At 73.3% G+C, this 22,196-nt stretch carries 23 protein-coding genes; 13 read left to right on the top strand and 10 right to left on the bottom strand.

What is annotated here, in order from left to right; all coding sequences use genetic code 11:
- Positions 1-29 precede the first annotated feature (29 nt).
- Positions 30-752, bottom strand: coding sequence for a lysophospholipid acyltransferase family protein (locus ACF09C_RS02970; protein ID WP_392087949.1), 723 nt, complete (start codon positions 750-752; stop codon positions 30-32).
- Positions 753-987: 235 nt separating this feature from the next.
- Here ACF09C_RS02970 and ACF09C_RS02965 point away from each other — a divergent pair, with 235 nt between their 5' ends.
- The 5 genes from ACF09C_RS02965 (at position 988) to ACF09C_RS02945 (ending at position 5,492) form a co-directional block, all read left to right on the top strand.
- Positions 988-1,293 (top strand): thioredoxin family protein, encoded by a 306-nt coding sequence (locus ACF09C_RS02965; protein ID WP_362422587.1) that lies wholly within the window; start codon positions 988-990, stop codon positions 1,291-1,293.
- A 197-nt stretch (positions 1,294-1,490) separates the two neighbouring features.
- Complete coding sequence (locus tag ACF09C_RS02960) at positions 1,491-2,048, top strand: flavin reductase family protein (protein ID WP_392087946.1); 558 nt, start codon at positions 1,491-1,493, stop codon at positions 2,046-2,048.
- Positions 2,049-2,237: 189 nt separating this feature from the next.
- A complete protein-coding gene (locus tag ACF09C_RS02955) occupies positions 2,238-3,023 on the top strand; it encodes an electron transfer flavoprotein subunit beta/FixA family protein (protein ID WP_392087944.1) in 786 nt (261 codons plus the stop codon).
- A 55-nt stretch (positions 3,024-3,078) separates the two neighbouring features.
- Positions 3,079-4,041, top strand: coding sequence for an electron transfer flavoprotein subunit alpha/FixB family protein (locus ACF09C_RS02950; RefSeq protein WP_392087941.1), 963 nt, complete (start codon positions 3,079-3,081; stop codon positions 4,039-4,041).
- Positions 4,042-4,193: 152 nt separating this feature from the next.
- Positions 4,194-5,492 carry a DUF6986 family protein gene (locus ACF09C_RS02945; protein WP_392087939.1) on the top strand — a complete coding sequence of 433 codons (1,299 nt, stop codon included), beginning with the start codon at positions 4,194-4,196 and terminating at the stop codon, positions 5,490-5,492.
- Between the two features lie 75 nt (positions 5,493-5,567).
- On the opposite strand, the gene ACF09C_RS02940 is transcribed toward ACF09C_RS02945, so the two are convergent.
- Entirely contained in the window at positions 5,568-6,554 is a 987-nt protein-coding gene (locus ACF09C_RS02940; RefSeq protein ID WP_392088681.1) for a LacI family DNA-binding transcriptional regulator, read from the bottom strand.
- A 180-nt stretch (positions 6,555-6,734) separates the two neighbouring features.
- On the opposite strand from ACF09C_RS02940, the gene ACF09C_RS02935 reads away from it, so the two are divergent.
- Positions 6,735-7,664, top strand: a complete 930-nt coding sequence (locus ACF09C_RS02935; protein ID WP_392087936.1) for an ROK family protein — start codon at positions 6,735-6,737, stop codon at positions 7,662-7,664.
- A gap of 79 nt (positions 7,665-7,743) precedes the next feature.
- On the opposite strand, the gene ACF09C_RS02930 is transcribed toward ACF09C_RS02935, so the two are convergent.
- Positions 7,744-7,962: a hypothetical protein gene (locus ACF09C_RS02930; RefSeq protein ID WP_392087934.1), complete on the bottom strand. Its 219-nt coding sequence runs from the start codon at positions 7,960-7,962 to the stop codon at positions 7,744-7,746.
- 166 nt (positions 7,963-8,128) lie between these two features.
- Between ACF09C_RS02930 and ACF09C_RS02925 the strand changes: the two genes are divergently transcribed.
- The gene (locus tag ACF09C_RS02925; RefSeq protein WP_392087932.1) at positions 8,129-9,166 is read left to right on the top strand and encodes an NUDIX domain-containing protein; all 1,038 of its coding nucleotides are present in this window, start codon (positions 8,129-8,131) and stop codon (positions 9,164-9,166) included.
- A 24-nt stretch (positions 9,167-9,190) separates the two neighbouring features.
- Here the strand turns inward: ACF09C_RS02925 and ACF09C_RS02920 are convergent, their stop codons facing one another.
- Positions 9,191-9,871, bottom strand: coding sequence for an MBL fold metallo-hydrolase (locus ACF09C_RS02920; RefSeq protein WP_392087930.1), 681 nt, complete (start codon positions 9,869-9,871; stop codon positions 9,191-9,193).
- 93 nt (positions 9,872-9,964) lie between these two features.
- Positions 9,965-11,329: a dipeptidase gene (locus ACF09C_RS02915; protein WP_392087928.1), complete on the bottom strand. Its 1,365-nt coding sequence runs from the start codon at positions 11,327-11,329 to the stop codon at positions 9,965-9,967.
- 109 nt (positions 11,330-11,438) lie between these two features.
- Here ACF09C_RS02915 and ACF09C_RS02910 point away from each other — a divergent pair, with 109 nt between their 5' ends.
- Entirely contained in the window at positions 11,439-12,899 is a 1,461-nt protein-coding gene (locus ACF09C_RS02910; RefSeq protein WP_392087925.1) for a geranylgeranyl reductase family protein, read from the top strand.
- Here the strand turns inward: ACF09C_RS02910 and ACF09C_RS02905 are convergent.
- Entirely contained in the window at positions 12,883-13,344 is a 462-nt protein-coding gene (locus ACF09C_RS02905) for a nitroreductase family deazaflavin-dependent oxidoreductase (RefSeq protein ID WP_392087923.1), read from the bottom strand. The genes ACF09C_RS02910 and ACF09C_RS02905 overlap by 17 nt on opposite strands.
- 147 nt (positions 13,345-13,491) lie before the next feature.
- Between ACF09C_RS02905 and ACF09C_RS02900 the strand changes: the two genes are divergently transcribed.
- The 3 genes from ACF09C_RS02900 (at position 13,492) to ACF09C_RS02890 (ending at position 16,500) form a co-directional block, all read left to right on the top strand.
- Positions 13,492-14,217, top strand: coding sequence for a TetR/AcrR family transcriptional regulator (locus ACF09C_RS02900; protein ID WP_392087921.1), 726 nt, complete (start codon positions 13,492-13,494; stop codon positions 14,215-14,217).
- Between the two features lie 367 nt (positions 14,218-14,584).
- The gene (locus ACF09C_RS02895; RefSeq protein ID WP_392087918.1) at positions 14,585-15,823 is read left to right on the top strand and encodes a sensor histidine kinase; all 1,239 of its coding nucleotides are present in this window, start codon (positions 14,585-14,587) and stop codon (positions 15,821-15,823) included.
- An 11-nt stretch (positions 15,824-15,834) separates the two neighbouring features.
- On the top strand, positions 15,835-16,500 hold the full coding sequence (locus ACF09C_RS02890; RefSeq protein ID WP_392088679.1) for a response regulator: 666 nt from the start codon (positions 15,835-15,837) through the stop codon (positions 16,498-16,500).
- Positions 16,501-16,523: 23 nt separating this feature from the next.
- Here ACF09C_RS02890 and ACF09C_RS02885 read toward each other — a convergent pair whose 3' ends face one another.
- Together ACF09C_RS02885 and ACF09C_RS02880 are read right to left on the bottom strand one after the other, a co-directional pair.
- A complete protein-coding gene (locus ACF09C_RS02885) occupies positions 16,524-17,285 on the bottom strand; it encodes a maleylpyruvate isomerase family mycothiol-dependent enzyme (protein ID WP_392088677.1) in 762 nt (253 codons plus the stop codon).
- Positions 17,286-17,346: 61 nt separating this feature from the next.
- Positions 17,347-18,585, bottom strand: coding sequence for an MFS transporter (locus ACF09C_RS02880; protein ID WP_392087916.1), 1,239 nt, complete (start codon positions 18,583-18,585; stop codon positions 17,347-17,349).
- A 291-nt stretch (positions 18,586-18,876) separates the two neighbouring features.
- On the opposite strand from ACF09C_RS02880, the gene ACF09C_RS02875 reads away from it, so the two are divergent.
- Both ACF09C_RS02875 and ACF09C_RS02870 read left to right on the top strand, forming a co-directional pair.
- Complete coding sequence (locus ACF09C_RS02875; RefSeq protein ID WP_392087914.1) at positions 18,877-20,103, top strand: ROK family protein; 1,227 nt, start codon at positions 18,877-18,879, stop codon at positions 20,101-20,103.
- 111 nt (positions 20,104-20,214) lie between these two features.
- A complete protein-coding gene (locus ACF09C_RS02870) occupies positions 20,215-20,979 on the top strand; it encodes an SAM-dependent methyltransferase (protein ID WP_392087911.1) in 765 nt (254 codons plus the stop codon).
- Here the strand turns inward: ACF09C_RS02870 and ACF09C_RS02865 are convergent.
- Both ACF09C_RS02865 and ACF09C_RS02860 read right to left on the bottom strand, forming a co-directional pair.
- Entirely contained in the window at positions 20,957-21,547 is a 591-nt protein-coding gene (locus tag ACF09C_RS02865) for a DUF4865 family protein (RefSeq protein ID WP_392087909.1), read from the bottom strand. The two genes, ACF09C_RS02870 and ACF09C_RS02865, sit on opposite strands and share 23 nt — an antisense overlap.
- 29 nt (positions 21,548-21,576) lie before the next feature.
- A complete protein-coding gene (locus ACF09C_RS02860) occupies positions 21,577-22,164 on the bottom strand; it encodes a TetR/AcrR family transcriptional regulator (protein ID WP_392087907.1) in 588 nt (195 codons plus the stop codon).
- Between the last annotated feature and the right edge of the window lie 32 nt (positions 22,165-22,196).

Here is a 22,196-nt window from a genome sequence, read left to right as displayed (position 1 = left end):
CCTACCGCCTACCGCCTACGGCGAAGCCGTCAGCCGGCGTCCTTCACCTGGGCCGGGGTCGGCGCCGTGCCGCCGAGGTGCGCCGGCACCCACCAGGTGTCGGCCGCGTCCTTGGGGCGTACGGGATACGCGCGCTGCGCGGCCTCCAGGAGCTCCTGGACCCGCTCGCGCAGCCGCCGCGTGATGGCGCCCGCGTACTGGTCCGGCGAGGCCTCCACCGGCTCGCCCACCCGGATGGTCACCGGGATGTGGCTGCGCTTGAAGTTCCGCGGCCGGCCCTTCGTCCAGACGCGCTGCGTGCCCCAGAGCGCCATGGGGATCAGCGGCACCCCGGCCTCCTGCGCGAGCCGCGCGGCACCCGACTTGAAGCTCTTCAGCGTGAAGGACTGCGAGATGGTCGCCTCGGGGAAGACGCCGATGATCTCCCCGGCCTTCAGCGACTCCAGCGCGTGCTTGTAGGCGTGCTCGCCCTGCGAGCGGTCCACCGGGATGTGCTTCATGCCGCGCATCAGCGGACCCGACACCTTGTGCCGGAACACCGAGTCCTTGGCCATGAAGCGGACGAGACGCTTCTGCGGCAGCGCGGCCAGGCCCGTGAAGATGAAGTCCAGATAGCTGATGTGGTTGCTGACGAGCACGGCGCCGCCGGTGCGCGGGATGTGCTCCGAACCCTGCGTGTCGATCTTGAGGTCCAGCGCCTTGAACATGGTCAGTGCGGCACCGATGACCGGCCGATACACGAGTTCTGCCATCTGAGAGGAACCCCTTCTTCTGTGCCTGGGGAGGGTTCTCCCGGCGGAAGTTACGCGGCCGTAGGTTTTCGGCTTTGGGCAGATCGTGCCCCATGTGGGCCCCGCTGACCAGTCCTGACGGCTTCGCACAGGGAGATAATCGTCACCCCCGGTGGCCGTGACGGGAATCGTTCGGCGGTCGCGGACGCTGCACGGGGGGAGTATGGGCGTCGGGGAGTGACAGGGAGAGGGAGACATGACGGGACTCGGTACGGAGGCCGGCATCGAGCTGGGGGAGCGGGCGACGCTCGTCCAGTTCTCCACGGCCTTCTGCCAGCCCTGCCGCGCCACGCGGCGCACGCTCGCCGAGGTCGCGGGGATGGTCGAGGGCGTGGGCCATGTCGAGATCGACGCCGAGGAACGACTGGACCTCGTACGGAAGTACGACATCGTCCGCACCCCCACCGTGCTCGTCCTCGACCGCGCCGGCCGGGTCGTGGTGCGGGCCTCGGGCCAGCCCCGGCGCGCCGACGTCATCGCGGCCCTGGGGCGCGCGGTCTGACGCGGTGACACATCTCCCACATCCCGGTACCCGCTTGACTGCACCGGCCATCGATCGTCAGGCTGACGACGTGCCTTTCGAACTCCTTCTCACCGGGCGGGTCCACGTCGACCTGGCCCGTCACGCGAGCGCGCGCTGTCCGGGTGTCTGAGAACCCCCGGTCCCCTCGCATGTCGCCCTCGCAGAAGGACAACTCCATGACGGTCGCATCCGACCTCCTCCGCACGATCGGCGCCCCGCGCCAGGCCGCGGCCACCGACCGTGAGGCCTCCCCGGCGCCCACGGCCTCTCCCGATCTCCTCCGCTCCGTCTTCCGGCGGCACGCGGCCGGAGTCGCGGTGATCACCGCCCACGGGGACCACCCCGTCGGCTTCACCGCCACCTCCCTCACCTCCGTGGCCGCCGAGCCGCCCCTGCTCTCCTTCGGCGTGGGTACCTCCAGCTCCAGCTGGCCCGTCCTCGCCGAGGCCGAGTTCGTCGGCGTCCACGTCCTCGGCGAGCACCAGCAGCGGCTCGCGGAGACCTTCGCGCGCAGCGGAGCCGACCGGTTCGGCGCCCCGACCCGGTGGAGCGCGGGCCCCGAGGGCGTCCCGATCCTGGACGGGGTCCTCGCCTGGCTGGTGTGCCGGGTGGTGGCCCGCGTCCCGGCCGGGGACCATCGGATCGTGATCGCCGAGGCCGTGGCGGGGGACCCGGCGGGCGAGGGGCGTCCGCTCCTCTACCACCAGGGGCGCTTCAATGCTCTGCGTGACTGAGGGTGCCCTAACCTGAGCGTTGGCAAGGTCACACCCTGAGCGCTTGCTCAGCGGTAACGGAACGGCTGTACTGGCGAGTAATATCCCGATGGGATCGGTCGGACGCCCCGACCGGAAACCCGCCCTTCAGGCGCCTATGCTGCGAGCAACAAGGCAGCCCCGTTATGACGATGCAGTAGGAGAGCCGGCGTGAGCTTGAGGATCGTTGTCTGTGTGAAGTACGTGCCCGACGCCACCGGCGACCGGCACTTCGCCGATGACCTGACCGTCGACCGCGACGACGTCGACGGCCTGCTGTCGGAGCTCGACGAGTACGCGGTCGAGCAGGCGCTGCAGATCGCCGAAGAGGCCGACGACGCCGAGGTCACCGTGCTCACGGTCGGCCCCGAGGACGCCAAGGACGCGCTGCGCAAGGCGCTGTCCATGGGCGCCGACAAGGCCGTCCACGTCGAGGACGACGACCTGCACGGCTCCGACGTCATGGGCACCTCGCTCGTGCTCGCCAAGGCGATCGAGAAGACCGGCTACGACCTCGTCATCGCCGGTATGGCCTCCACCGACGGCACCATGGGTGTCCTCCCGGCGATCCTGGCCGAGCGCCTGGGCGTCCCGCAGGTCACGCTGCTCTCCGAGGTCTCCGTCGAGGACGGTGTCGTCAAGGGCCGCCGTGACGGCGACACCGCCTCCGAGCAGCTGGAGGCCTCCCTCCCGGCCGTCGTGTCGGTGACCGACCAGTCGGGCGAGGCGCGCTACCCGTCCTTCAAGGGCATCATGGCCGCCAAGAAGAAGCCGGTGGAGTCCCTGGACCTCGAGGACCTCGACATCGACGCCGAGGCGGTCGGCCTGGAGGGCTCCTGGACCGCGGTCGACTCCGCCGCCGAGCGTCCGGCGCGCACCGCCGGCACGATCGTCAAGGACGAGGGCGAGGGCGGCAAGCAGCTGGCCGAGTACCTCGCGAGCCAGAAGTTCATCTAGGGCTCGCGCGAGCCGTCCGACCCGCCCCTCTTCGTTCGCAGGAGATTGCATCCCCATGGCTGAGATTCTCGTCTACGTCGACCACGTCGACGGTGCCGTCCGCAAGCCCACCCTGGAGCTGCTGACGCTGGCCCGCCGCCTCGGCGAGCCCGTCGCCGTCGCGCTGGGCGCCGGCGCCGAGGCCACCGCCCCGGCCCTCGCCGAGCACGGCGCCGTGAAGGTCCTCACCGCCGACGCCCCCGAGTTCGCCGAGTACCTCGTCGTCCCCAAGGTCGACGCGCTGCAGGCCGCGTACGAGGCCGTGTCCCCGGCCGCCGTCCTCGTCCCGTCCTCCGCCGAGGCCAAGGAGATCGCGGCCCGCCTCGCGGTCCGCATCGGCTCCGGCATCATCACCGACGCCGTGGACCTGGAGGCCGGTGACGAGGGCCCGGTCGCGACGCAGTCCGCGTTCGCCGCCTCCTTCACCACCAAGTCCCGTGTCTCCAAGGGCACCCCGGTCATCACGGTCAAGCCGAACTCGGCCCCCGTCGAGGCCGCCCCGGCCGCCGGCGCCGTCGAGGCGCTCGCCGTCACCTTCTCCGCCCAGGCCACCGGCACCAAGGTCACCTCGCGCACCGCGCGCGAGTCGACCGGCCGCCCGGAGCTGACCGAGGCCGCCATCGTGGTCTCCGGCGGCCGTGGCGTGAACGGCGCCGAGAACTTCGGGATCATCGAGGCGCTCGCCGACTCGCTCGGTGCCGCCGTCGGCGCCTCGCGCGCCGCCGTCGACGCCGGCTGGTACCCGCACTCCAACCAGGTCGGCCAGACCGGCAAGTCGGTCTCGCCGCAGCTGTACATCGCCTCCGGCATCTCCGGTGCGATCCAGCACCGCGCGGGTATGCAGACCTCGAAGACCATCGTGGCCATCAACAAGGACGCCGAGGCCCCGATCTTCGACCTCGTCGACTACGGCGTGGTGGGCGACCTCTTCGACGTCGTGCCGCAGCTGACCCAGGAGGTTCAGGCCCGTAAGGGCTGACCTGGGGTTCTGTTCGGTCCGGGGGCCGCGTGGTGATGATCACCGCGCGGCCCCCGGCCGTTTCGGACACCCATTGACGCAGGTCCGGGCGGACTACTAACTTCGCTATACGGATTGTTGATTCCGTGGAGCGGAAAACAGGAGGATGTGGGATGGGTCAGCAGGAGAAGGTGTCGACGAGCCTCGCCGGCGCGGTCAGCGAGGGCATCAGCGCCTCCCTCGCAAGCGTGGACGCCGAGCTCGACCGGCGCTACCCGGGTGACCCGGGGACGCGCCAGCCCGTCCACACCGTCTACGTCCCCGGCAACGTCTTCGACGCCGGAACCATCCGCTCCTGGGGCGACCAGGCCCTCGCCGCGCTCGACGAGCACGCACCCGACGCCGCCTCCTTCGCCGCGGTCCTCGGCCTCTCCGACGACCTCGCCGAGGACGTCTACGGCCGCGTACGGGCCAAGCTGGAGCGCGAGCCCATCGAGGACCTCCGGGTCGACTTCGAGGACGGCTACGCCGGAAAGGGCGGGGCCCAAGAAGACACTGACGCCGCCCGGGCCGCCCGGCTGATCTCGGAGGCGTACGCGAACGGCACCGCCGCCCCGTACATGGGCATCCGGATGAAGTGCATGGAGGCCGCCGTACGCGATCGCGGCATCCGCACCACCGACGTCTTCCTCACCGGCCTCCTGGAGAACGGCGGCCTGCCCGACGGCCTCGTCCTGACCCTCCCCAAGGTCACCTACCCCGAGCAGGTCTCGGCCTTCGTCCGCCTCCTGGAGGCCTTCGAGAAGTCCAACGGCCTGGACGCCGGCCGCTTGGGCTTCGAGATCCAGATCGAGACCAGCCAGTCCATCCTCGCCACCGACGGCACCGCCGCCGTCGCCCGGATGATCGGCGCCGCCGAGGGCCGCGCGACCGGCCTGCACTACGGCACCTTCGACTACAGCGCCTGCCTGGGCGTCTCCGCCGCCTACCAGGCCAGCGACCACCCGGCCGCCGACCACGCCAAGGCGATCATGCAGGTCGCCGCAGCCGGCACGGGCGTACGGGTCTCCGACGGCTCCACCAACGTCCTCCCGGTCGGTTCCACCGCGCACGTGCACGAGGCCTGGCGCCTGCACTACGGCCTCACCCGCCGCGCCCTCGCCCGCGCCTACTACCAGGGCTGGGACATGCACCCGGGCCACATCCCGACCCGGTACGCCGCCGTCTTCGCCTTCTACCGCGAGGGCTTCGAGGCCGCCGCCAAGCGCCTCTCCGCGTACGCCAACCACGCCGGCGGCGACGTCATGGACGAGCCCGCCACGGCGAAGGCGCTCAGCTCCTACCTCCTGCGCGGCATCGACTGCGGCGCCCTCGACACCGCCGAGGTCGACGCCCTCACCGGCCTGACCCGCGCCGACCTGGACCGCTTCGCGGCCCCGCGCCGCGGCGACCTGACGGCCACGGCCCAGTAGCACCGGGGTGCGCCGCGGGCGCACCGCTCCCGGGCCCGTCGGCGGGACACCCCGCCGGCGGGCCCGCGCCGTTCCCTACGCGGTCGGCGGCGGGGGGACCTCGCCCGACCCGCGGGCGATCAGCCGGGTGTCCAGGACCACGCGGGCCGGCTCCTCGTCGAAGCCGTCCAGGCGGCGGAAGAGACGCTCCGCGGCCGTGCGGCCGAGGGCCGCCGCGTCCTGGGCGATCACGGTGATGCCGAGCAGGTCGGCCAGTTCGATGTCGTCGAAGCCCACGAGGGCCACCGGGTGCTCGCGGCCTGCCAGGGCGCGGACCGCCGTGACGGTGACCCGGTTGTTGCCTGCGAAGAGCGCCGTGACCGGCTCGGGTCCTGCGAGCATCGCGGTCAGCGCCTCCCGTACCCGGTCGGGGCCCGTCGTCCCGAGCGACTCCCAGGACGGGTCCACCGCGAGCCCGGCGTCCTCCATGGCCGCCCGGTAGCCGCGCAGCCGCTCGGTCGCCGTGTGGATCCGGGGCTGGTCGCCGATGAAACCGATCCGGCGGTGCCCGTGGGCGATCAGATGGGCCACCCCAGCCCGCGCGCCGCCGAAGCTGTCGGACAGGACGACGTCCGCGTCGATCCGGCCCGCCGGGCGGTCGACGAAGACCGTGGCGACACCGGCCTTGATCTCCGGTTCGAGGTAACGGTGGTCGGAGCCCGCGGGGATGACGATCAGTCCGTCCACCCGCCGGGCGCAGAGCGCGAGCGCCAACTCCTGTTCCCGGTCCGGGTCCTCCGCGCTTGAGCCGTTGATGAGCAGCGCGCCGTGCGCCCGGGCGACCTCTTCCACGGCGCGGCTGAGCGGGCCGTAGAACGGGTCGGCGAGATCCTCCAGGACCAGACCCACGGAAGCCGTACGGCCCTTGCGCAGCACGCGGGCGCTGTCGTTGCGGCGGAAGCCGAGCGAGTCGATGGCCTCCTGCACGCGGCGCTCGGTGTCCGGGGTGACCCCCGGCTCGCCGTTGACGACGCGGGAGACCGTCTTGAGCCCGACGCCGGCCAGCGCGGCGACGTCCTTCATCGTGGGCCGATTGCCGTAACGGTGCTCGGGGCGGCGGGCTGTGTCGGCCACGGTCTGCGAATCTCCTCGGTATCGGCTCTGTCTCGTCCGAGCATAGGCCCTGGACAACGTTGTCAGGGCAGGGGAGACTGTACGTCACAGCGATCTGTCGTTCTCGCCCTCTCTGGAGACACCGCGCACATGCAGACTGACCTCGTTGCCGCCCTCGATTTCGGCGGCACCAAGATCGCCGGTGCGCTCGTGGACGGCGCCGGCGACATCCTCGTACGGGCCCAGCGGCCCACTCCCGCCCGGGAGGACGGCGAGACGGTGATGCGTGCGGTCGAGGCCGTGCTCGCCGACCTGGCGGCCTCGCCCCTGTGGGCCGCGGCGCGCGCGGTCGGCATCGGCAGCGCGGGCCCCGTGGATGCCTCGGCCGGCACGGTCAGCCCGGTCAACGTCCCGGGCTGGCGCGGCTTCCCGCTGGTCGAGCGGGTCGGGAAGGCGACGGGCGGACGGCCCGTCACGCTCGTCGGCGACGGCGTCGCCATGACGGCGGCCGAGCACTGGCAGGGCGCGGCCCGAGGTCACGACAACGCGCTCTGCCTCGTCGTCTCGACGGGCGTCGGCGGCGGTCTGGTACTTGACGGGCGGATCCACCCCGGCCCCACCGGCAACGCGGGCCACATCGGCCACATCAGCGTGGACCTCGACGGCGACCTGTGCGCCTGCGGCGGGCGCGGCTGCGTCGAACGCATCGCCAGCGGCCCGCAGATCGCCCGCCGGGCCCTGGAGGGCGGCTGGCGTCCTGGCCCCGACGGCGACACGTCCGCGGCGGCGGTCGCGGCGGCGGCGCGGGCCGGTGACCCCGTCGCCGTGGCCTCCTACGAACGCGCCGCGCGGGCCCTCGCCGCCGGGATCGCGGCGACCGCGACCCTGGTCGAGGTCTCCATAGCCGTCGTGGGCGGGGGCGTCGCGGGCGCGGGGGACGTCCTGTTCGAGCCGCTCCGGCGCAGCCTGCGGGAGTACGCCACGCTGTCGTTCGTCCGGGACCTCACCGTCGCCCCCGCGCTCACCGGCACGGACGCCGGCCTCCTCGGCGCCGCGGCGGCGGCCCGCGCGGGCGCCTGACGGCGCGCCGGGGGCTCAGGGACGGTGCTCCACCGGTTGTCCGGCGGGTGACGCGGCTTGTCCGCCGGGTGACGCGGCGTCAGGCCCTCGCCGCCGTCACCGCATCGCGGCGCGCGGCGTACCGGCCGGCCGCCTCCGGCGTCCGCTGCCGGACGACCACGAGGAACGTGTCGGACTCCAGGTCCATCACGACCTCCGCCGGGAGCCCCTCGTCCCGGCGGGCGCTCGCGAACTCCTCGGCGGGCCAGCTGCCCCGTGGGCCGCCCGCGGGAAACCTCTGCAACACCGTACGGCTCATCTCCGCACCCCCTTGCCTCGCCGGTCCAACGACGGTCCGTACCGAAGTGTCACGCACCGGCCCGCACGGGCGTTCGCGGGGTGGCCGGCCACCCCGGGGCGTGCCCGGGGTTTCCGTGGCAGGGTGTTGCGGGCAAGCCACTTGGGGCTACCGAAGAGGGGGAATCGTGATCGTCTGGATCAACGGTGCGTTCGGCGCGGGCAAGACCAGCACCGCGCGTGAGCTGGTCGATCTGATCCCGAACAGCACGTTGTACGACCCCGAGCTCACCGGCGGCCTCCTTGACCTGCTGCTGCCGAAGGAACGGCGGGAGGAGGTGGACGACTTCCAGGACCTGCCGATGTGGCGCCGGATGGTGGTGGACACCGCCGCCGCGCTGCTGGCCGAGGTGGGCGGTGTCCTCGTCGTCCCCATGACACTGATCCGGCAGGAGTACCGGGACGAGATCTTCGGCGGCCTCGCGGCGCGCCGGATCGAGGTGCGGCACGTGGTGCTCACCCCCGAGGAAACGATCCTGCGTGCCCGCCTCGACAGCCGGGCCGCGGGCGAGGACGATCCGGAGGGCGCCGAGCGCGCCCGGCTGTGGTGCCACGCCAGGATCGAGCCCTTCCGCGCCGCGCTCGGCTGGCTCGCCGCCGACGCCTACGCCGTCGACAACTCGCTCCTCACGCCCGCGGAGACCGCCGAGGCCGTCGCCGAGGCCGTCCACGCGGGCCTCGCCGCCCCCTGCGGCATCGTCCAGACGCCCGAGCCCACCGGGGAGACGCTGGCCGCCGGCGTCCTGCTCTTCGACGAGCAGGACCGTTTCCTGCTCGTCGACCCCACGTACAAGCCGGGCTGGGAGTTCCCCGGCGGCGTCGTCGAACCCGGCGAGCCTCCCGCCCGCGCGGGCATGCGCGAGGTGGCCGAGGAGATAGGGATAGAACTCGACGCCGTCCCCCGGCTGTTGCTCGTCGACTGGGAGCGCCCCCAGCCTCCCGGCTACGGCGGTCTGCGGCTCCTGTTCGACGGCGGCCGGCTCCCCTCGGCGGAAGCCGACCGCCTCCTGCTGCCCGGCGCCGAACTGCGCGGCTGGCGCTTCGTCACCGAGGACGAGGCCGCCGAACTCCTCCCCCCGGTCCGCTACCGCCGCCTCCGCTGGGCCCTGCGCGCCCGCGAACGCGGCACGGTCCTCAATCTGGAGGCGGGTGTCCCGGTCGGCTGAGCCCCGCCGCACCAGCGGGGTGAACTAGCCCACGGCATCCGCCAGTTGCCGCGTCGTGTCCTGGGTCACCGGGGTGCCGTGTCCGCAGCACAGGATCGAGGGCTTCAGGTCGGCCAGCCGGCGCATCGACTCCATGGCGCGGTCGCGGTCCACATGGAACACGCCGAAGGTCACGCCCTGCACCGAGGCGACGGTGTCGCCGGTGAACAGGACGCCGTGTTCCGGCAGATGGACCGCGATCGAACCGGGCGTGTGGCCCGGGGTGTGGACCACGAACGCGCCGCCGCCGAAGTCCAGCTCCTCGCCGTCCGCCAGCTCCCGGTCGACCCGGGTGGGCGGTGCCTCGGGGACGGTCAGGCCCTGCTCGTACAAGGGGAGTTCCCAGTCGAGCAGGTCGGGTTCGGGGACCGGGGCCTCGCCCCGGATCACCGGCGCGTCCAGGCCGTGGGCCAGGATCCGCGCCCCGAAGCGGTCCGCCAACTCCTGCGCGGAGCCCACATGGTCGCGGTGGCAGTGGGTGAGCACGATCCGGCGGATACGGGCGGGGTCCAGGCCCACGCCCCGTACCGCCGTCTCGATCTCGTCCGCCGAGCCCACCCAGCCGGCGTCGATCAGGGTCAACTCCTCGCCGTCCCGCCACAGATAGGCCTGGCCGACGGAGAAGTGCAGCAGGTGCAGTCGCGGGGTGATCTCGCTCAGTTCCATGCGGCGAACCTACGGAACCCCGCAGGTCCGCCGCCTCGGACTACGCTCTCGGCGAGCTTCGCCCAACGCTGAAAGCCGCTGTCGGGCAGCCGATCAACCCTGCTTCGAGCGGGCGTAGTTCTGCAGGAAGTGCGCCTCCGTCACCGCGAGCCGCTCCAGCTCCTCCGGCGACACCGACTCGTTCACCGCGTGGATCTGCGCCTCCGGCTCGCTCAGGCCGATGAGCAGGATCTCCGCCTCGGGGTAGAGCGAGGCCAGCGTGTTGCAGAGCGGGATCGAGCCGCCCATGCCGGAGGTCTGCATCTCCTGACCGGGGTACGCGATCCTCATCGCCTCCGCCATCGAGACGTACGCCGGGCTCGTCACGTCCGCCCGGAACGCCTGGCCCTGGCCGACCTGCTCGAACGAGACCCGGGCGTTCCACGGGACGCGCTTCTCGATGTGCGCGTACAGCAGCTTCGTCGCCTCGGCGGCGTCCTGGCCCGGCGGGACCCGCAGGCTGATCTGCGCCCGCGCGGTCGACGGGATCGACGGCGTCGCGCCGGCCACCGGGTGGCAGTCGATACCGATGACGGTCACGGCCGGACGGGCCCAGAGCCGGTCCGCGACCGTACCGTCGCCCGGCAGACCGACACCCGCCAGGACCTTGGCGTCCGCGCGGAAGTCGTCCTCCGGGTACTGCAGGCCCTCCCACACCGCGTCCGCCGGCAGACCGTCGATGACCGTCGAGCCGTCCTCGGCGCGCAGCGTGTCCAGGACCCGGATCAGCGCGGCCAGCGCGTCCGGCGCCGCGCCGCCGAACATGCCCGAGTGCAGGTTGCCTTCGAGCGTGTCGATCTGGACCCGGATCATCGTCATGCCGCGCAGGGTCGCGGTGACCGTCGGCAGACCGAGCCGGAAGTTGCCGGTGTCGCCGATCACGATCGCGTCCGAGGCCAGCAGTTCGGGGTGGGCCTCGGCGTACCGCTCCAGGCCGCCCGTGCCCTGCTCCTCCGAACCCTCCACGATCATCTTGACCGTGACGGGCACTCCGCCGTTCGCCTTGAGGGCGCGCAGCGCGAGCAGGTGCATGATGAACCCGCCCTTGCAGTCCGCCGCGCCACGCCCGTACCAGCGCCCGTCGCGCTCCGTCAGCTCGAACGGCGGCGTGATCCACGCCGACTCGTCCAGCTTCGGCTGCACGTCGTAGTGCGCGTAGAGGAGGACGGTGGGCGCACCGGCCGGGCCGGGCAGCAGACCGTAGACCGACTGGGAACCGTCCGGCGTGTCGAGCAGCGCCACGTCCTGGAAGGACTCGGCGCGCAGCGCGTCGGCCACCCAGTTCGCCGCACCCTCGCACTCACTGCGGGGAGCCACCGCCTCGTCCGCCACCGACTCGAATGCCACGAGCTCCGTGAGCTCCGTCTTGGCGCGGGGCATCAGGCCTGCGACGGTCTCGGCGATCGGATTCGCGGTCATGGGCACGCTCCTGGTGGGTGCGACGTTGTCAGGGTGTCGCCGTATGTCGGTGGGACGGCGAACGTATTGCCGATCCTACGGCGCTGGGTCCCGAGGGCCGCGCCGTAGGATGCCCCGAGAGCTTGGATCATCGTCGGATCAGGAGCAGAAGCACATCGTGAGCAGCGAGAACGCAGACGCCGAAGAGGTACGCGCGGAAGAGCCGCAGGACGCGGCGACGGTCTGGGACGTGGTCGTCGTCGGGGCCGGTCCCGCCGGCGCGTCGGCGGCGTACGCGGCCGCGGTCGCCGGCCGCCGGGTGCTGCTCCTGGAGAAGGCCGAACTGCCCCGGTACAAGACCTGCGGCGGCGGCATCATCGGCCCCTCGCGGGACGCGCTCCCGCCCGGCTTCGAACTGCCCCTGCAGGACCGGGTGCACGCCGTCACCTTCTCCCTGAACGGCCGCTTCGCGCGGACGCGCCGCTCGCGCCGCATGCTGTTCGGCCTCATCAACCGGCCCGAGTTCGACGCCGGCCTCGTCGAGCAGGCGCAGAAGGCGGGCGCGGAGCTGCGCACCGGTGTCACCGTCTCCCGTGTCGAGCAGCACGGCCCCGCCGTGCCCGACCGGCGCACGGTCGCCGTGGTCCTCGCGGACGGCGAGACCCTGCTCGCCCGGGCCGTCGTCGGCGCCGACGGCAGTGCGGGCCGGATAGGGGCTCATGTCGGCGTGAAGCTGGAGCAGGTGGATCTCGGCCTGGAGGCGGAGATCCCCGTTCCGGCGTCCGTCGCCGAGGACTGGAAGGGACGGGTGCTCATCGACTGGGGTCCGATGCCCGGCAGCTACGGCTGGGTCTTCCCCAAGGGCGACACGCTCACGGTCGGCGTCATCTCGGCGCGCGGCGAGGGCGCGGCGACCAAGCGCTATCTGGAGGACTTCATCGCCCGGCTCGGGCTCGCGGGCTTCGAGCCGGCCGTCTCCTCCGGGCACCTCACCCGCTGCCGCAGCGACGACTCGCCGCTGTCGCGCGGCCGGGTCCTGGTGTGCGGTGACGCGGCGGGGCTCCTGGAGCCGTGGACCCGTGAGGGCATCTCCTTCGCGCTGCGCTCGGGGCGGCTCGCGGGGGAGTGGGCGGTACGGATCGCCGAGTCGAACGATGCCGTCGACGCGCGCCGACAGGCGCTGAACTACGCCTTCGCCATCAAGGCGGGCCTCGGCGTGGAGATGGCCGTCGGGCGGCGGATGCTCGCCCTGTTCGAGCGCAGGCCGGGGCTGCTGCACGCCGCACTGACGGGCCTGCGCCCGGCCTGGAACGCCTTCGCGGACATCACGCGGGGGTCGAGTTCGCTGGCCGGGCTCGTCCGTTCGAACGGAGTCGCCCGGCGTGCGCTCGACGTCCTCGACCGCCGCATGGCCCCGACGGGCGGCACGACCCTGCGGGGTGTGGCGGCGCAGTCGGACTTGGTGCGGTCGGTCGATGCCGAGCCGGACGTCCTGGAGGCGCCGGAGGTGCCCGGTCCGGTGCGGGCGGACGCGTCCGAGTCGCCGGACGGCTCGGGTTCTTCGGACTCCGGGGTCACGCGGTCGGAGTGATGCGGAAGACCGGGTGCTTGGGCGCGATCGCGCGCAGCTCGGCGTCCGTGGAGTCCGGTCCGACCCCGCCGAAGAAGACACCGACCTCCGCCTTCCAGCGCTTGAGGTAGGCGCGCAGGAGGGCGGGCTTCTCGTCGTCGGTCAGCTCGACGGCGGTGAACGGCTGCACCTGCTTGCCCAGGTGCAGCTCGCCGCCGCCGGCCGCCCGCATGTTGTGGGTCCACTGCACATGGCCGCGCGGCGCCACCAGGTACTGCGCGCCGTCCACCGTCAGCACGTTGACTGGGGTCGTGCGCCACTCTCCGCTCTTGCGGCCGCGCACGGCGAGGACGCGGGAGCCCCAGACGCTGAGGCCCCGGCGGGTGAGCCACGCGACGGTCCGGTTCACGACGTTCACGGTGAACCAGCCGGGCTTCATGGCGTGGGCGCTGGGCTGAGCGGACATGGCGGCCTCCGAGGCGATCTCTGTTCCCGAACCGAAAACTGTGAGCACTGCTCTCTCTTGAGATCAGTGTGCACGGTTCGGCGCCACAAAGCAAGAGCAGCGCTCTCGTTTCAGTGCGGTGCTCCGAAAGGTGGCAGACTGCTCTCCATGACCAGCGTCCAAGGAGCCCGCGCCCGCGCCCGTATCGAGATCACCGCCGCCATCAAGGACGAGGCCCGCGCTCAGCTCGCCGCGGAAGGCGCCGCCAAGCTCTCCCTGCGCGCCGTCGCCCGCGAGGTCGGCATGGTGTCGTCGGCGCTCTACCGCTACTTCCCCAGCCGCGACGACCTCCTCACCGCCCTCATCATCGACGCCTACGACGCGGTCGGCGCCGCCGCCGAGCAGGCCCTCGCCGACTCCCGTGCCGCCACCGCACCCGACGACCACCTCGCCCGCTGGACCGCCGTGTGCCGCGCCGTCCGCGCCTGGGCCGTCGCGCACCCGCACGAGTACGCCCTGATCTACGGCTCCCCGGTGCCCGGCTACTCCGCCCCGCAGGACACCATCGGGCCCGCCTCCCGCGTCGCGCTCGTCCTGATCGGCATCCTTGGCGAGGCCCTCGCCGCCGAGGGCGTCGCCCCGCCGCCCGTCCCTGCCGCCCTGCGTCCGGAGGCGGAACGGATCGCCGCCGAATTCGCCCGCGACCTGCCGCCCGCCCACGACCTGCCGCCCGCCCTCGCCGTCGCCATGGTCGCGGCCTGGTCGCAGCTCTTCGGGCTCGTCTCCTTCGAGGTGTTCGGACAGTTCAACCGGGTCGTCGAGGACAGGGAGACGTTCTTCGCGACGGCCGCGGACCGGCTCGGCCGGGAGATCGGGCTGCTGGCCCGCTCGTAGCAGCGGTGGCGCCCCTACGCGCGGCCGGGGCGGCCGAACGGATCGCACTGCCACGGGAGTTCTCATGCAACTGCACATCCACGCACGCGTAGTCGAACTGTTCCGCGATGTAGGCGAGTTGGGTGAAGGTCTTGAACGTCGTCGAGGAGAGCGTGAGTGTGATCGGCTCCCCGCGCGCCGTCTTGCGAGACAAATTCTGTGCACGCTTCTTGCGCATCGACAGCCCCCCGTGGCTCGATCCTCCGCGCAGCCTGCCACAGCGGCTCCGACGGCGGAGCGAGTCGGCGGGTGTACTCCGCCGGGAGTACACCCGATCACCACGCTCGGCTGACGCTCCCGCCGCCCGGTCGCGTCTAGCGTGGCGGGCATGGACGAACAGCGCAGACACGGACACGGCGGTCCGCCCTGGGCGGGAGGCGCCTCGGACGGACCGCCCTGGCCGTTGCGCTGGGCCGATCGCGCGCCCGGCAACGGACTGCCGTGGCGGTCGACACTGCTGCTCGCCCTCTTCGTCATGGTGGGTTCCGGCTTCGCGGCGAGGAACCAGCCGGACCGCGAGTCGCTGGACGCCCTCGGCCGCTCGCTGCTGCTCCTCGGCTGCGCCCTGCTCCTGCTCCGCGACCGCCACCCGGTCCCCGTCGTCTTCGGCACCGCCGCCGTCACGCTCGTCTACTTCGGCGCCGGTTACGCCTACGGGCCGGTCTTCCTCGTCGTCGCCGTCGCCTGCTTCGCGGCCGTCGTGCGGGGCCACCGGCGCGCCGCCTGGTGGGCGCTCGGTCTGCTGTGGGCGGGGCACCTGCTGATCGCCCACTGGCTCTACCGCCACCTGCCTCCCGCCGGTGACTCCGCCGCGCCCTGGGGACAGGAGATCCCCGTCCTCGCGTTCGTCGTCGCCATCCTCGCCGCCTCCGAGCTGGTCCGGGTTCGCCGCGAGCAGTGGGCCGCCCAGCGGGCCGAGCGCGCGGCGGCCGAGCGGCGCCGCGCCGACGAGGAACGGCTGCGGATCGCCCGTGAGCTGCACGACGTCCTCGCCCACTCGATCTCCGTCATCAACGTCCAGGCCGGCGTAGGCCTCGCCCTCCTCGACACCGACCCCGAGCAGGCCCGCGCCGCGCTGACCACCATCAAGGCGGCGAGCAAGGAGGCGCTCGGCGAGGTCCGCCAGGTCCTCCACACCCTGCGCGCCCCGGGCGAGGCCCCGCGCACCCCGGCGCCTGGCCTCGACCGCCTCCCGGAGCTCGTCGAACAGGCGGCCTCGGCCGGACTCACCGTACGGACGTCGACCGAGGGGGAGCCCGTGCCGCTCCCGCCCGGCACGGACCTCGCGGCCTTCCGGATCGTCCAGGAGGCACTGACCAACGTGGTCCGCCACTCCGGATCCCGTACCGCGCGGGTCGTGCTCGGCTACGCGCCCGGCCGGCTGGAGCTCCGGGTGGACGACGACGGGCCCGCGACCGGCGGCGACGCCGGCGGCAGCGGCAACGGACTCGCGGGGATGCGGGAGCGGGCCACCGCGCTCGGTGGCACCATCGAGGCGGGCACCCGCCCGGACGGCGGGTTCCGCGTGCGCGCCGTCCTGCCCGTCCGCCCGAAGGAGACGCCGTGACGGGAGATGCCGTGATCCGTGTGCTGCTCGCCGACGACCAGTCGCTCGTACGGGCCGGCTTCCGGGCGCTCCTGGACGCCCAGCGCGACATCGAGGTGACCGGTGAGGCCGCCGACGGCGAGGAGGCGGCGGCCAAGGCCCGCGAACTGCGCCCGGACGTCGTCCTCATGGACATCCGGATGCCCCGCCTCGACGGCCTTGCCGCCACCCGCGCGATCACCGCCGACCCCGGGCTCGGCGCGGTGAAGGTGGTCATGCTGACCACCTTCGAACTCGACGAGTACGTCTTCGAGGCGATCCGCTCCGGCGCCTCCGGCTTTCTCGTGAAGGACACCGAACCGGAGGAGCTGGTACGGGCGGTCCGCGCGGTCGTCGACGGCGACGCCCTCCTCTCGCCGGGTGTGACACGGCGGCTCATCGAGGAGTTCGCGGCCCGCTCGAAGCCCCCGGCCGCCGTGCGCGGTCTCGCCGAACTGACCGAGCGGGAACGGGAGGTGATGGCCCTGGTCGGCGTCGGCCTGTCGAACGAGGAGATCGCCCGGCGGCTGGTCGTCAGCCCCCTGACGGCCAAGACGCACGTGAGCCGCGCCATGGTGAAGCTCGGCGCTCGCGACCGTGCCCAACTCGTCGTGCTCGCCTACGAGTCGGGTCTGGTGCGGCCGGGCTGGCTGGGCTGACGCGTGCCCCGGGGCCGTGACCGCTACGACCAGGTGATCGCCGACGTCTCCCGCCACAGCCGGGCCAGGGCGGCGTCACCCGCCATGGTCACCGCGCTGTCGGGCAGCCGGTTCCAGAGGGTGAGGTAGAGCCGGTCCGCGGGGCCGCTGAGCTCGCAGTCGGCGGCGGTTGCGGCGGTCGGCCCCGACCCGCCCCGTTCCGTGACGGGTGCCTCCGGAGACAGCCGTACGGTCCATACGTCACCGGTGTCCACGGCCCGCACCCGCAGGACGCGGGGCTCGGGCGTCCTGACCCGGCTGCGCTCGCGGGCGTGGAAGGAGCGCAGCAACTCGTCGATCCCGTCCGCCGCGAGGGCCGCGTCCACGGGCGCGGCCCCGTGCGCGGGCAGGGCGGACTCGGCGTCCACGCGGTGGACCGTCGTCTCGTGCGCCTGACGGCGCGCCCAGAAGGCGAGGGGGGACGCGCCGGGCAGGAACGTCCAGCACTCCAGGGACGCGGGCGCCGCACGGAGTGCCTCCACCAGGCGGGCGTGGCCCGCGCGGAAGTGGGCGAGCAGCTCCGCGCCGTCGAGTGCGGGCTCGGCGTCGCCGGGGCGGTAGGAGGTGTACCCCTCGGCGACGAAGCCCGTCGCCCAGCGGTGCACCATCGCGGTGTGGCGCAGGAGGTCCCGTACCCGCCACCCGGGACAGGTCGCCACGACGGCGTCCGGTCCGGCCGCGGCGGCGGCGTCCGCGAGGGCCTTGCCCGCGGTGTCGACAGCCGCGATGTGCTCGTCCACTGTCATGAGGTCCATGGCGCGGATTCTGTCAGCGGCGGCCGGGCGGCGGGCCCGGAACAGGGATCGCTCATCCGGCCGTCGGGGCCTGGGCGTTCCGGGCCGCGTACCCGATGACGGCGGCGCCCGCCGCGAGGACGGCGACGGTGGTCAGGGCGACGGGCAGGGAGAACCAGTCGGCGAGGAAGCCGATGGACGGCGGTCCGAGCAGCATGCCGCCGTAGCCGAGGGTGGAGGCGGTGGCCACCCCGCTCGGACCGGCGAGGGCGCCCGCCCGTGCCACCGCGACGGGGAAGATGTTCGCCAGGCCGAGGCCGGTGACCGCGAAGCCGAGCAGGGCGGCCCAGACGCTGGGTGCGAGGGCGCCGAGCAGCATCCCGACGGCCGCCGTCGCCCCACCCGCCACGAGGGTGCGGGTCTGGCCGAGCCGCTCCAGGAGGGCCGTGCCGGACAGCCGGCCGACGGTCATCGTGAGCGCGAAGAGCGAGTAGCCGGCGGCGGCGAGGCCGGGGTGCGCGTCGAGGTCCTGCTCCAGGTGGAGCGCGCCCCAGTCGGCCAGGGCGCCCTCGCCGTACGCGGTGCAGAGCGCGATCACCCCGAAGACGACGACGAGCCCCCGCGAGCCGGACGTGCCCCCTGGCCGGGTGCCGTTCGCGGCCGTGGTGGCCCGAGCGGTGGTGGCCTCCGGCGGGGCGGGGGAGGGTTGCCGGAGCAGTACGGGACCCGCGAGCGCCGTCAGGAGCAGGCCGACGACGGCCAGGCCGAGGAGGTGCGCGGTGGGCGACACGCTCCCGGCCACGAGCCCGCCGAGGCCCGCGCCGAGCATGCCGCCGAGGCTGAACGCCGCGTGGAAGGACGGCATCACGGGGCGGCGCAGCGCGGCCACCAGATCGACGGCGGCGCTGTTCATCGCCACGTTGATGCCGCCGTAGGCCGCGCCGAAGACGAGCAGGACGAGGCCGAGGGCGAGCGGGGATCGGGTGAGCGCGGGCAGGGCGATGGAGAGCGAGAGCAGGACCGCGGTGGCGACGGTGACGGCGTGGCTGCCGTGACGCCGGCAGAGCCGGCCCGTGAGGGTCATGGTGACGACCGCGCCGGCCGACACCCCGAGCAGCGCGAGCCCGAGGTCGCTGGCGGAGGCACCGGTCTGCTGCTTGATGGCGGGGATCCGGACCACCCAGCCGGCGAACAGGAAGCCGTCGAGGGCGAAGAAGAGGGTCAGGGCGGAGCGGAGGCGGGACAGGGAGGGGGCGGTGTCTCCGCCAGGGCCCCCCGGAACGACCGTCCGTACTTTGTTTAGTAGCGGCACAAACTCAGGATAGGGGCGGACCGGCACGGATTTCAACCGCCCGTCCCTGCCTGTCCCCGCCCGTCCCCGGCCCCCGACTCGGGGATCCGCCTCCATCGGCCGGGGGCCGTACGGCGCCCGGCTTTGATCTGTCCCCGTCCGCGTGGACCGCGACGTGCCCCGGCCTGCACCCGCGGCCGTCGGCGTGGACCGCGCGGTTTCCGCCGGATCCGTCGGCGCGGTACGTGCGGATCCGGCCCGTCTCCGCCCGCGCAGACCGCGCGACGGCTCGATCATGGGAGACTCGCCCCCATGAACGGCAAGGCGACCACGACCAAAACACGGCTGGACAGGGGGCGCGGCGCGCTCGGGCCAGCGCTGGAACTGGTGCACACGGGTCGAGCGCCGACCCGTGCCGTGCTCACCGCGGAGCTGGGCGTCACCCGCGCCACGGCCGGCGCCGTCGCCGCCGAACTCGAAGCCCTCGGCCTGATCCGCGTCGACTCCAACCCCGGCGCCGCCGCGGGCTCGCAGGGCCGCCCCTCGCACCGGCTCGCCGTCGACGACAAGGGGCCCGTCGCCCTCGCCGCCCAGGTCCACGCCGACGGCTTCCGTGCCGCGCTGGTCGGCCTCGGCGGCACGATCGTCGCCACCGCGCCCGGCTGTGTCACCGTCTCCGCCGACCCCGCGCAAGTCCTCGGCGCCGTCGTGGACGCCGGCGCGGCCCTGCTGCGCGAGAGCGGACGCCGTTGCGTGGGCGCCGGGCTCGCCGCCCCGTCGGCGGTCGCCGAACCAGAGGGCACCGCCCTCAACCCGCTCCACCTGGCCTGGCCCGCCGGTGCGCCGGTACGGGAGATCTTCGCCGAACGCGTCCGTGCCGCGGGAATCGAGGGCCCCGCCTTCACCGGCAACGACGTCAACCTCGCCGCCCTCGCCGAACACCGGCACGGGGCCGGGCGGGGCGCCAAGGACCTGCTCTGCGTGGCCACCGGTCACCGGGGCGTCGGTGGCGCGCTCGTGCTCGACGGGCGCCTGCACACCGGCAGTTCGGGGCTCGCCCTGGAGGTCGGGCACGTGACGGTCAACCCGGAGGGCCGTCCGTGCCACTGCGGCAGCCGGGGCTGCCTCGACGTCGAGACCGACCCGCTGGCCTTCCTGACGGTGGCGGGCCGCGACCCGGGCCCCGAGGTGTCGTTGCTCCAGCAGGCCCGTGACCTGCTCCGTACCAGCCCGGACGAACCGGGCGTGCGGGCAGCCGCGGAGGAGCTGATCGACCGGCTCGGCCTCGGCCTGGCGGGCCTGGTGAACATCCTCAACCCGGACCGGATCATCCTCGGCGGCCTCCACCGCGAGCTGCTCGACGCCGACCCCGACCGGCTCCGCGCGGTCGTCGCGGACCGCAGCCTCTGGGGCCGCAGCGGCGGAGTGCCGATCCTCGCGTGCACGCTCGACCACAACAGCCTGGTGGGCGCGGCGGAGTTGGCCTGGCAGCCGGTGCTTGACGACCCGCTCTCCGCCCTGGGCCGCGCGGCGGCCTGACGCCCCGCCCCCGAACCCCGCCCCGGCGTTGATCGGAGGCCGGGGGGCCGGGGGCCCACCGATCCGGGAACCACTCGGCAAACGGCCCGTGGGGAGCTACCGTTCCTCGACATGACCGAATTCGATCTTCCTCCGCGCCTCGGCAGTCTCACCTTCCACGGGCCCCTCTCCGAGGCCCGTGCCGTCCGGCTGATCCAGCGGATCGCCGACAGTGAGCCGACCACCGTGCTTGACATCGGCTGCGGCTGGGGCGAGTTGCTGCTCCGTGTCCTGGAGGCCGCCCCCGGCGCGACCGGTGTCGGTCTCGACATCAACGCCGAGGACCTGGCCAGGGGGCGGGAGGTCGCCAAGGAGCGCGGGCTCGACGAGCGCGTCGCGTTCGTGGAGGAGTCGGCGCTCGGCACCACGCGCGGCCCGGTCGACGCGATCCTCTGCCTCGGGTCCAGCCAGGCCCTGTGCGACCCCGAGCAGCCCCATGACCCGGCCGCCGCCCTGCGCGAGTTGCGCCGACTGGTCCGGCCCGGGGGCCGGGTCGTCCTCGGTGAGGGATTCTGGGAGCGCACCCCCACGGACGAGGAACTCGCCGGGATGTGGCCCGGTGCGCATACCGGTGACCACCTGCGCCTCGGCGCCCTCGTGGACCTTGCGATCGCGGAGGGCTTCCGCCCGGCGTGGATCGAGACGGGGAGCCGGGAGGAGTGGGAGGAGTTCGAGTCCGGCTACCGCCACGACACCGAACTCTGGCTCGCCGCCCACCCCGACCACCCGCTCGCCGCCGAGACCCGCGAGCGCGTCGACCGCCAGCGGTCGTCGTGGCTGAACGGCTACCGCTCCGTCCTCAACATGGCCTATCTCACCCTCGTTCCGGTCGGCTGACCAGCAAGTCCCGCTCGGGCGCGGAGAGATGGAGCACCTGGAAGCGCTCGCCCGCGTCCGCGGGGACCGGCGCCCCTTCCGCCCAGAGCGTGAAGGACAGCAACTCCCAGTGCCGGGGATCGATCGCGAGCGCGCTCGCGACGACACCGTCGCGCCGGGAGGCGAGCCCGTGCTCCGTGAGCGCCTCCGATACCGCGTGGCCCGGTGCGATGTCTCCCGGTACCGGGGCCGTCCGCCGGGTCGCGGTCGCGGTAGCGGCCGCGGCCGCCGGGCCCTCCTCGTACGCGAGGCCCGTCCAGTGCTGCACCACCGGTCGGCCGAAGTCGTTCACGATCCCCTGGAAACCCGGGCCCCACAGGAAGGAGTTCATGCCTTCCGGGGTGTTCCAGAGGTAGAACGGCGCGTACTGGGCGACCGGCGATCCGTCCGCCCGCTCCCGCATCAGATACGCCTTGAGGCCGAGCCCGGGGAAGTCGTCGAGCAGATGGCCCCGGGTCGCGACCCGCCTGCGGATGATCTCCATGTCGTAGTCGGCGGGCAGGGTGATCTCGTACTGCATCGCGTGCATCGGACGGTCTCCGCTTCTCGTGAGCGTGCTCAGTCGGTACGGGACGACAGCGGGCGCAGCAGGCCCAGCAGACCGTGGACCGCGCTGTCGAAGGCGGCGGGCGAGCCCGAGGCGCGGGCCAGGACGTAGCCGCCCTGCACGGTCGCCACGACCGTGGCCGCCAGCTCGGCCGGTTCGAGGGAGGCGGTCGACTCGCCGCTGTCCAGGCCCTCCTGGAAGACGGACGTCAGCCGGCCGCGCAGCCAGTCGAGGGTCTCCTCGATCGGCGCGCGCAGCTCCTCGCTCGCCATGACGTCCGGGTCCATCGTCAGCCGGCCGACCGGGCAGCCGCGCAACACCGCGCGCTCGCGCAGCAGATACGCCTCCACGCGCGCGTACGCCGACCCTCCGCCGCTGAGGGCCGTCTCGGCCGCGGCCCGCATCTCGTCCGCCGTGCGGCGGATCGCGGCGAGCGCCAGATCCGGCTTCCCGGCGAAGTGGTGGTACATGCTGCCCTGCCCCGCCCCGGCGGCCTGCTGGATCGCCTTGGGGCTCGTCCCGACGTAACCGCGCTCCCAGAGCAGCTCGCGGGTGGCCTCGATCAGTCGGTCGGACGTCGTCATACGGTCAGTGTACATACCAGTAGGTACAGAAGTCCGCCACGGTGCTG

The organism is Streptomyces sp. NPDC014870 (assembly GCF_043081505.1).
In the GTDB taxonomy this organism is placed as follows: domain Bacteria; phylum Actinomycetota; class Actinomycetes; order Streptomycetales; family Streptomycetaceae; genus Streptomyces.
Note: the sequence above shows the minus strand (reverse complement) of the source record. Positions and strands in the feature narration are given on the sequence as shown.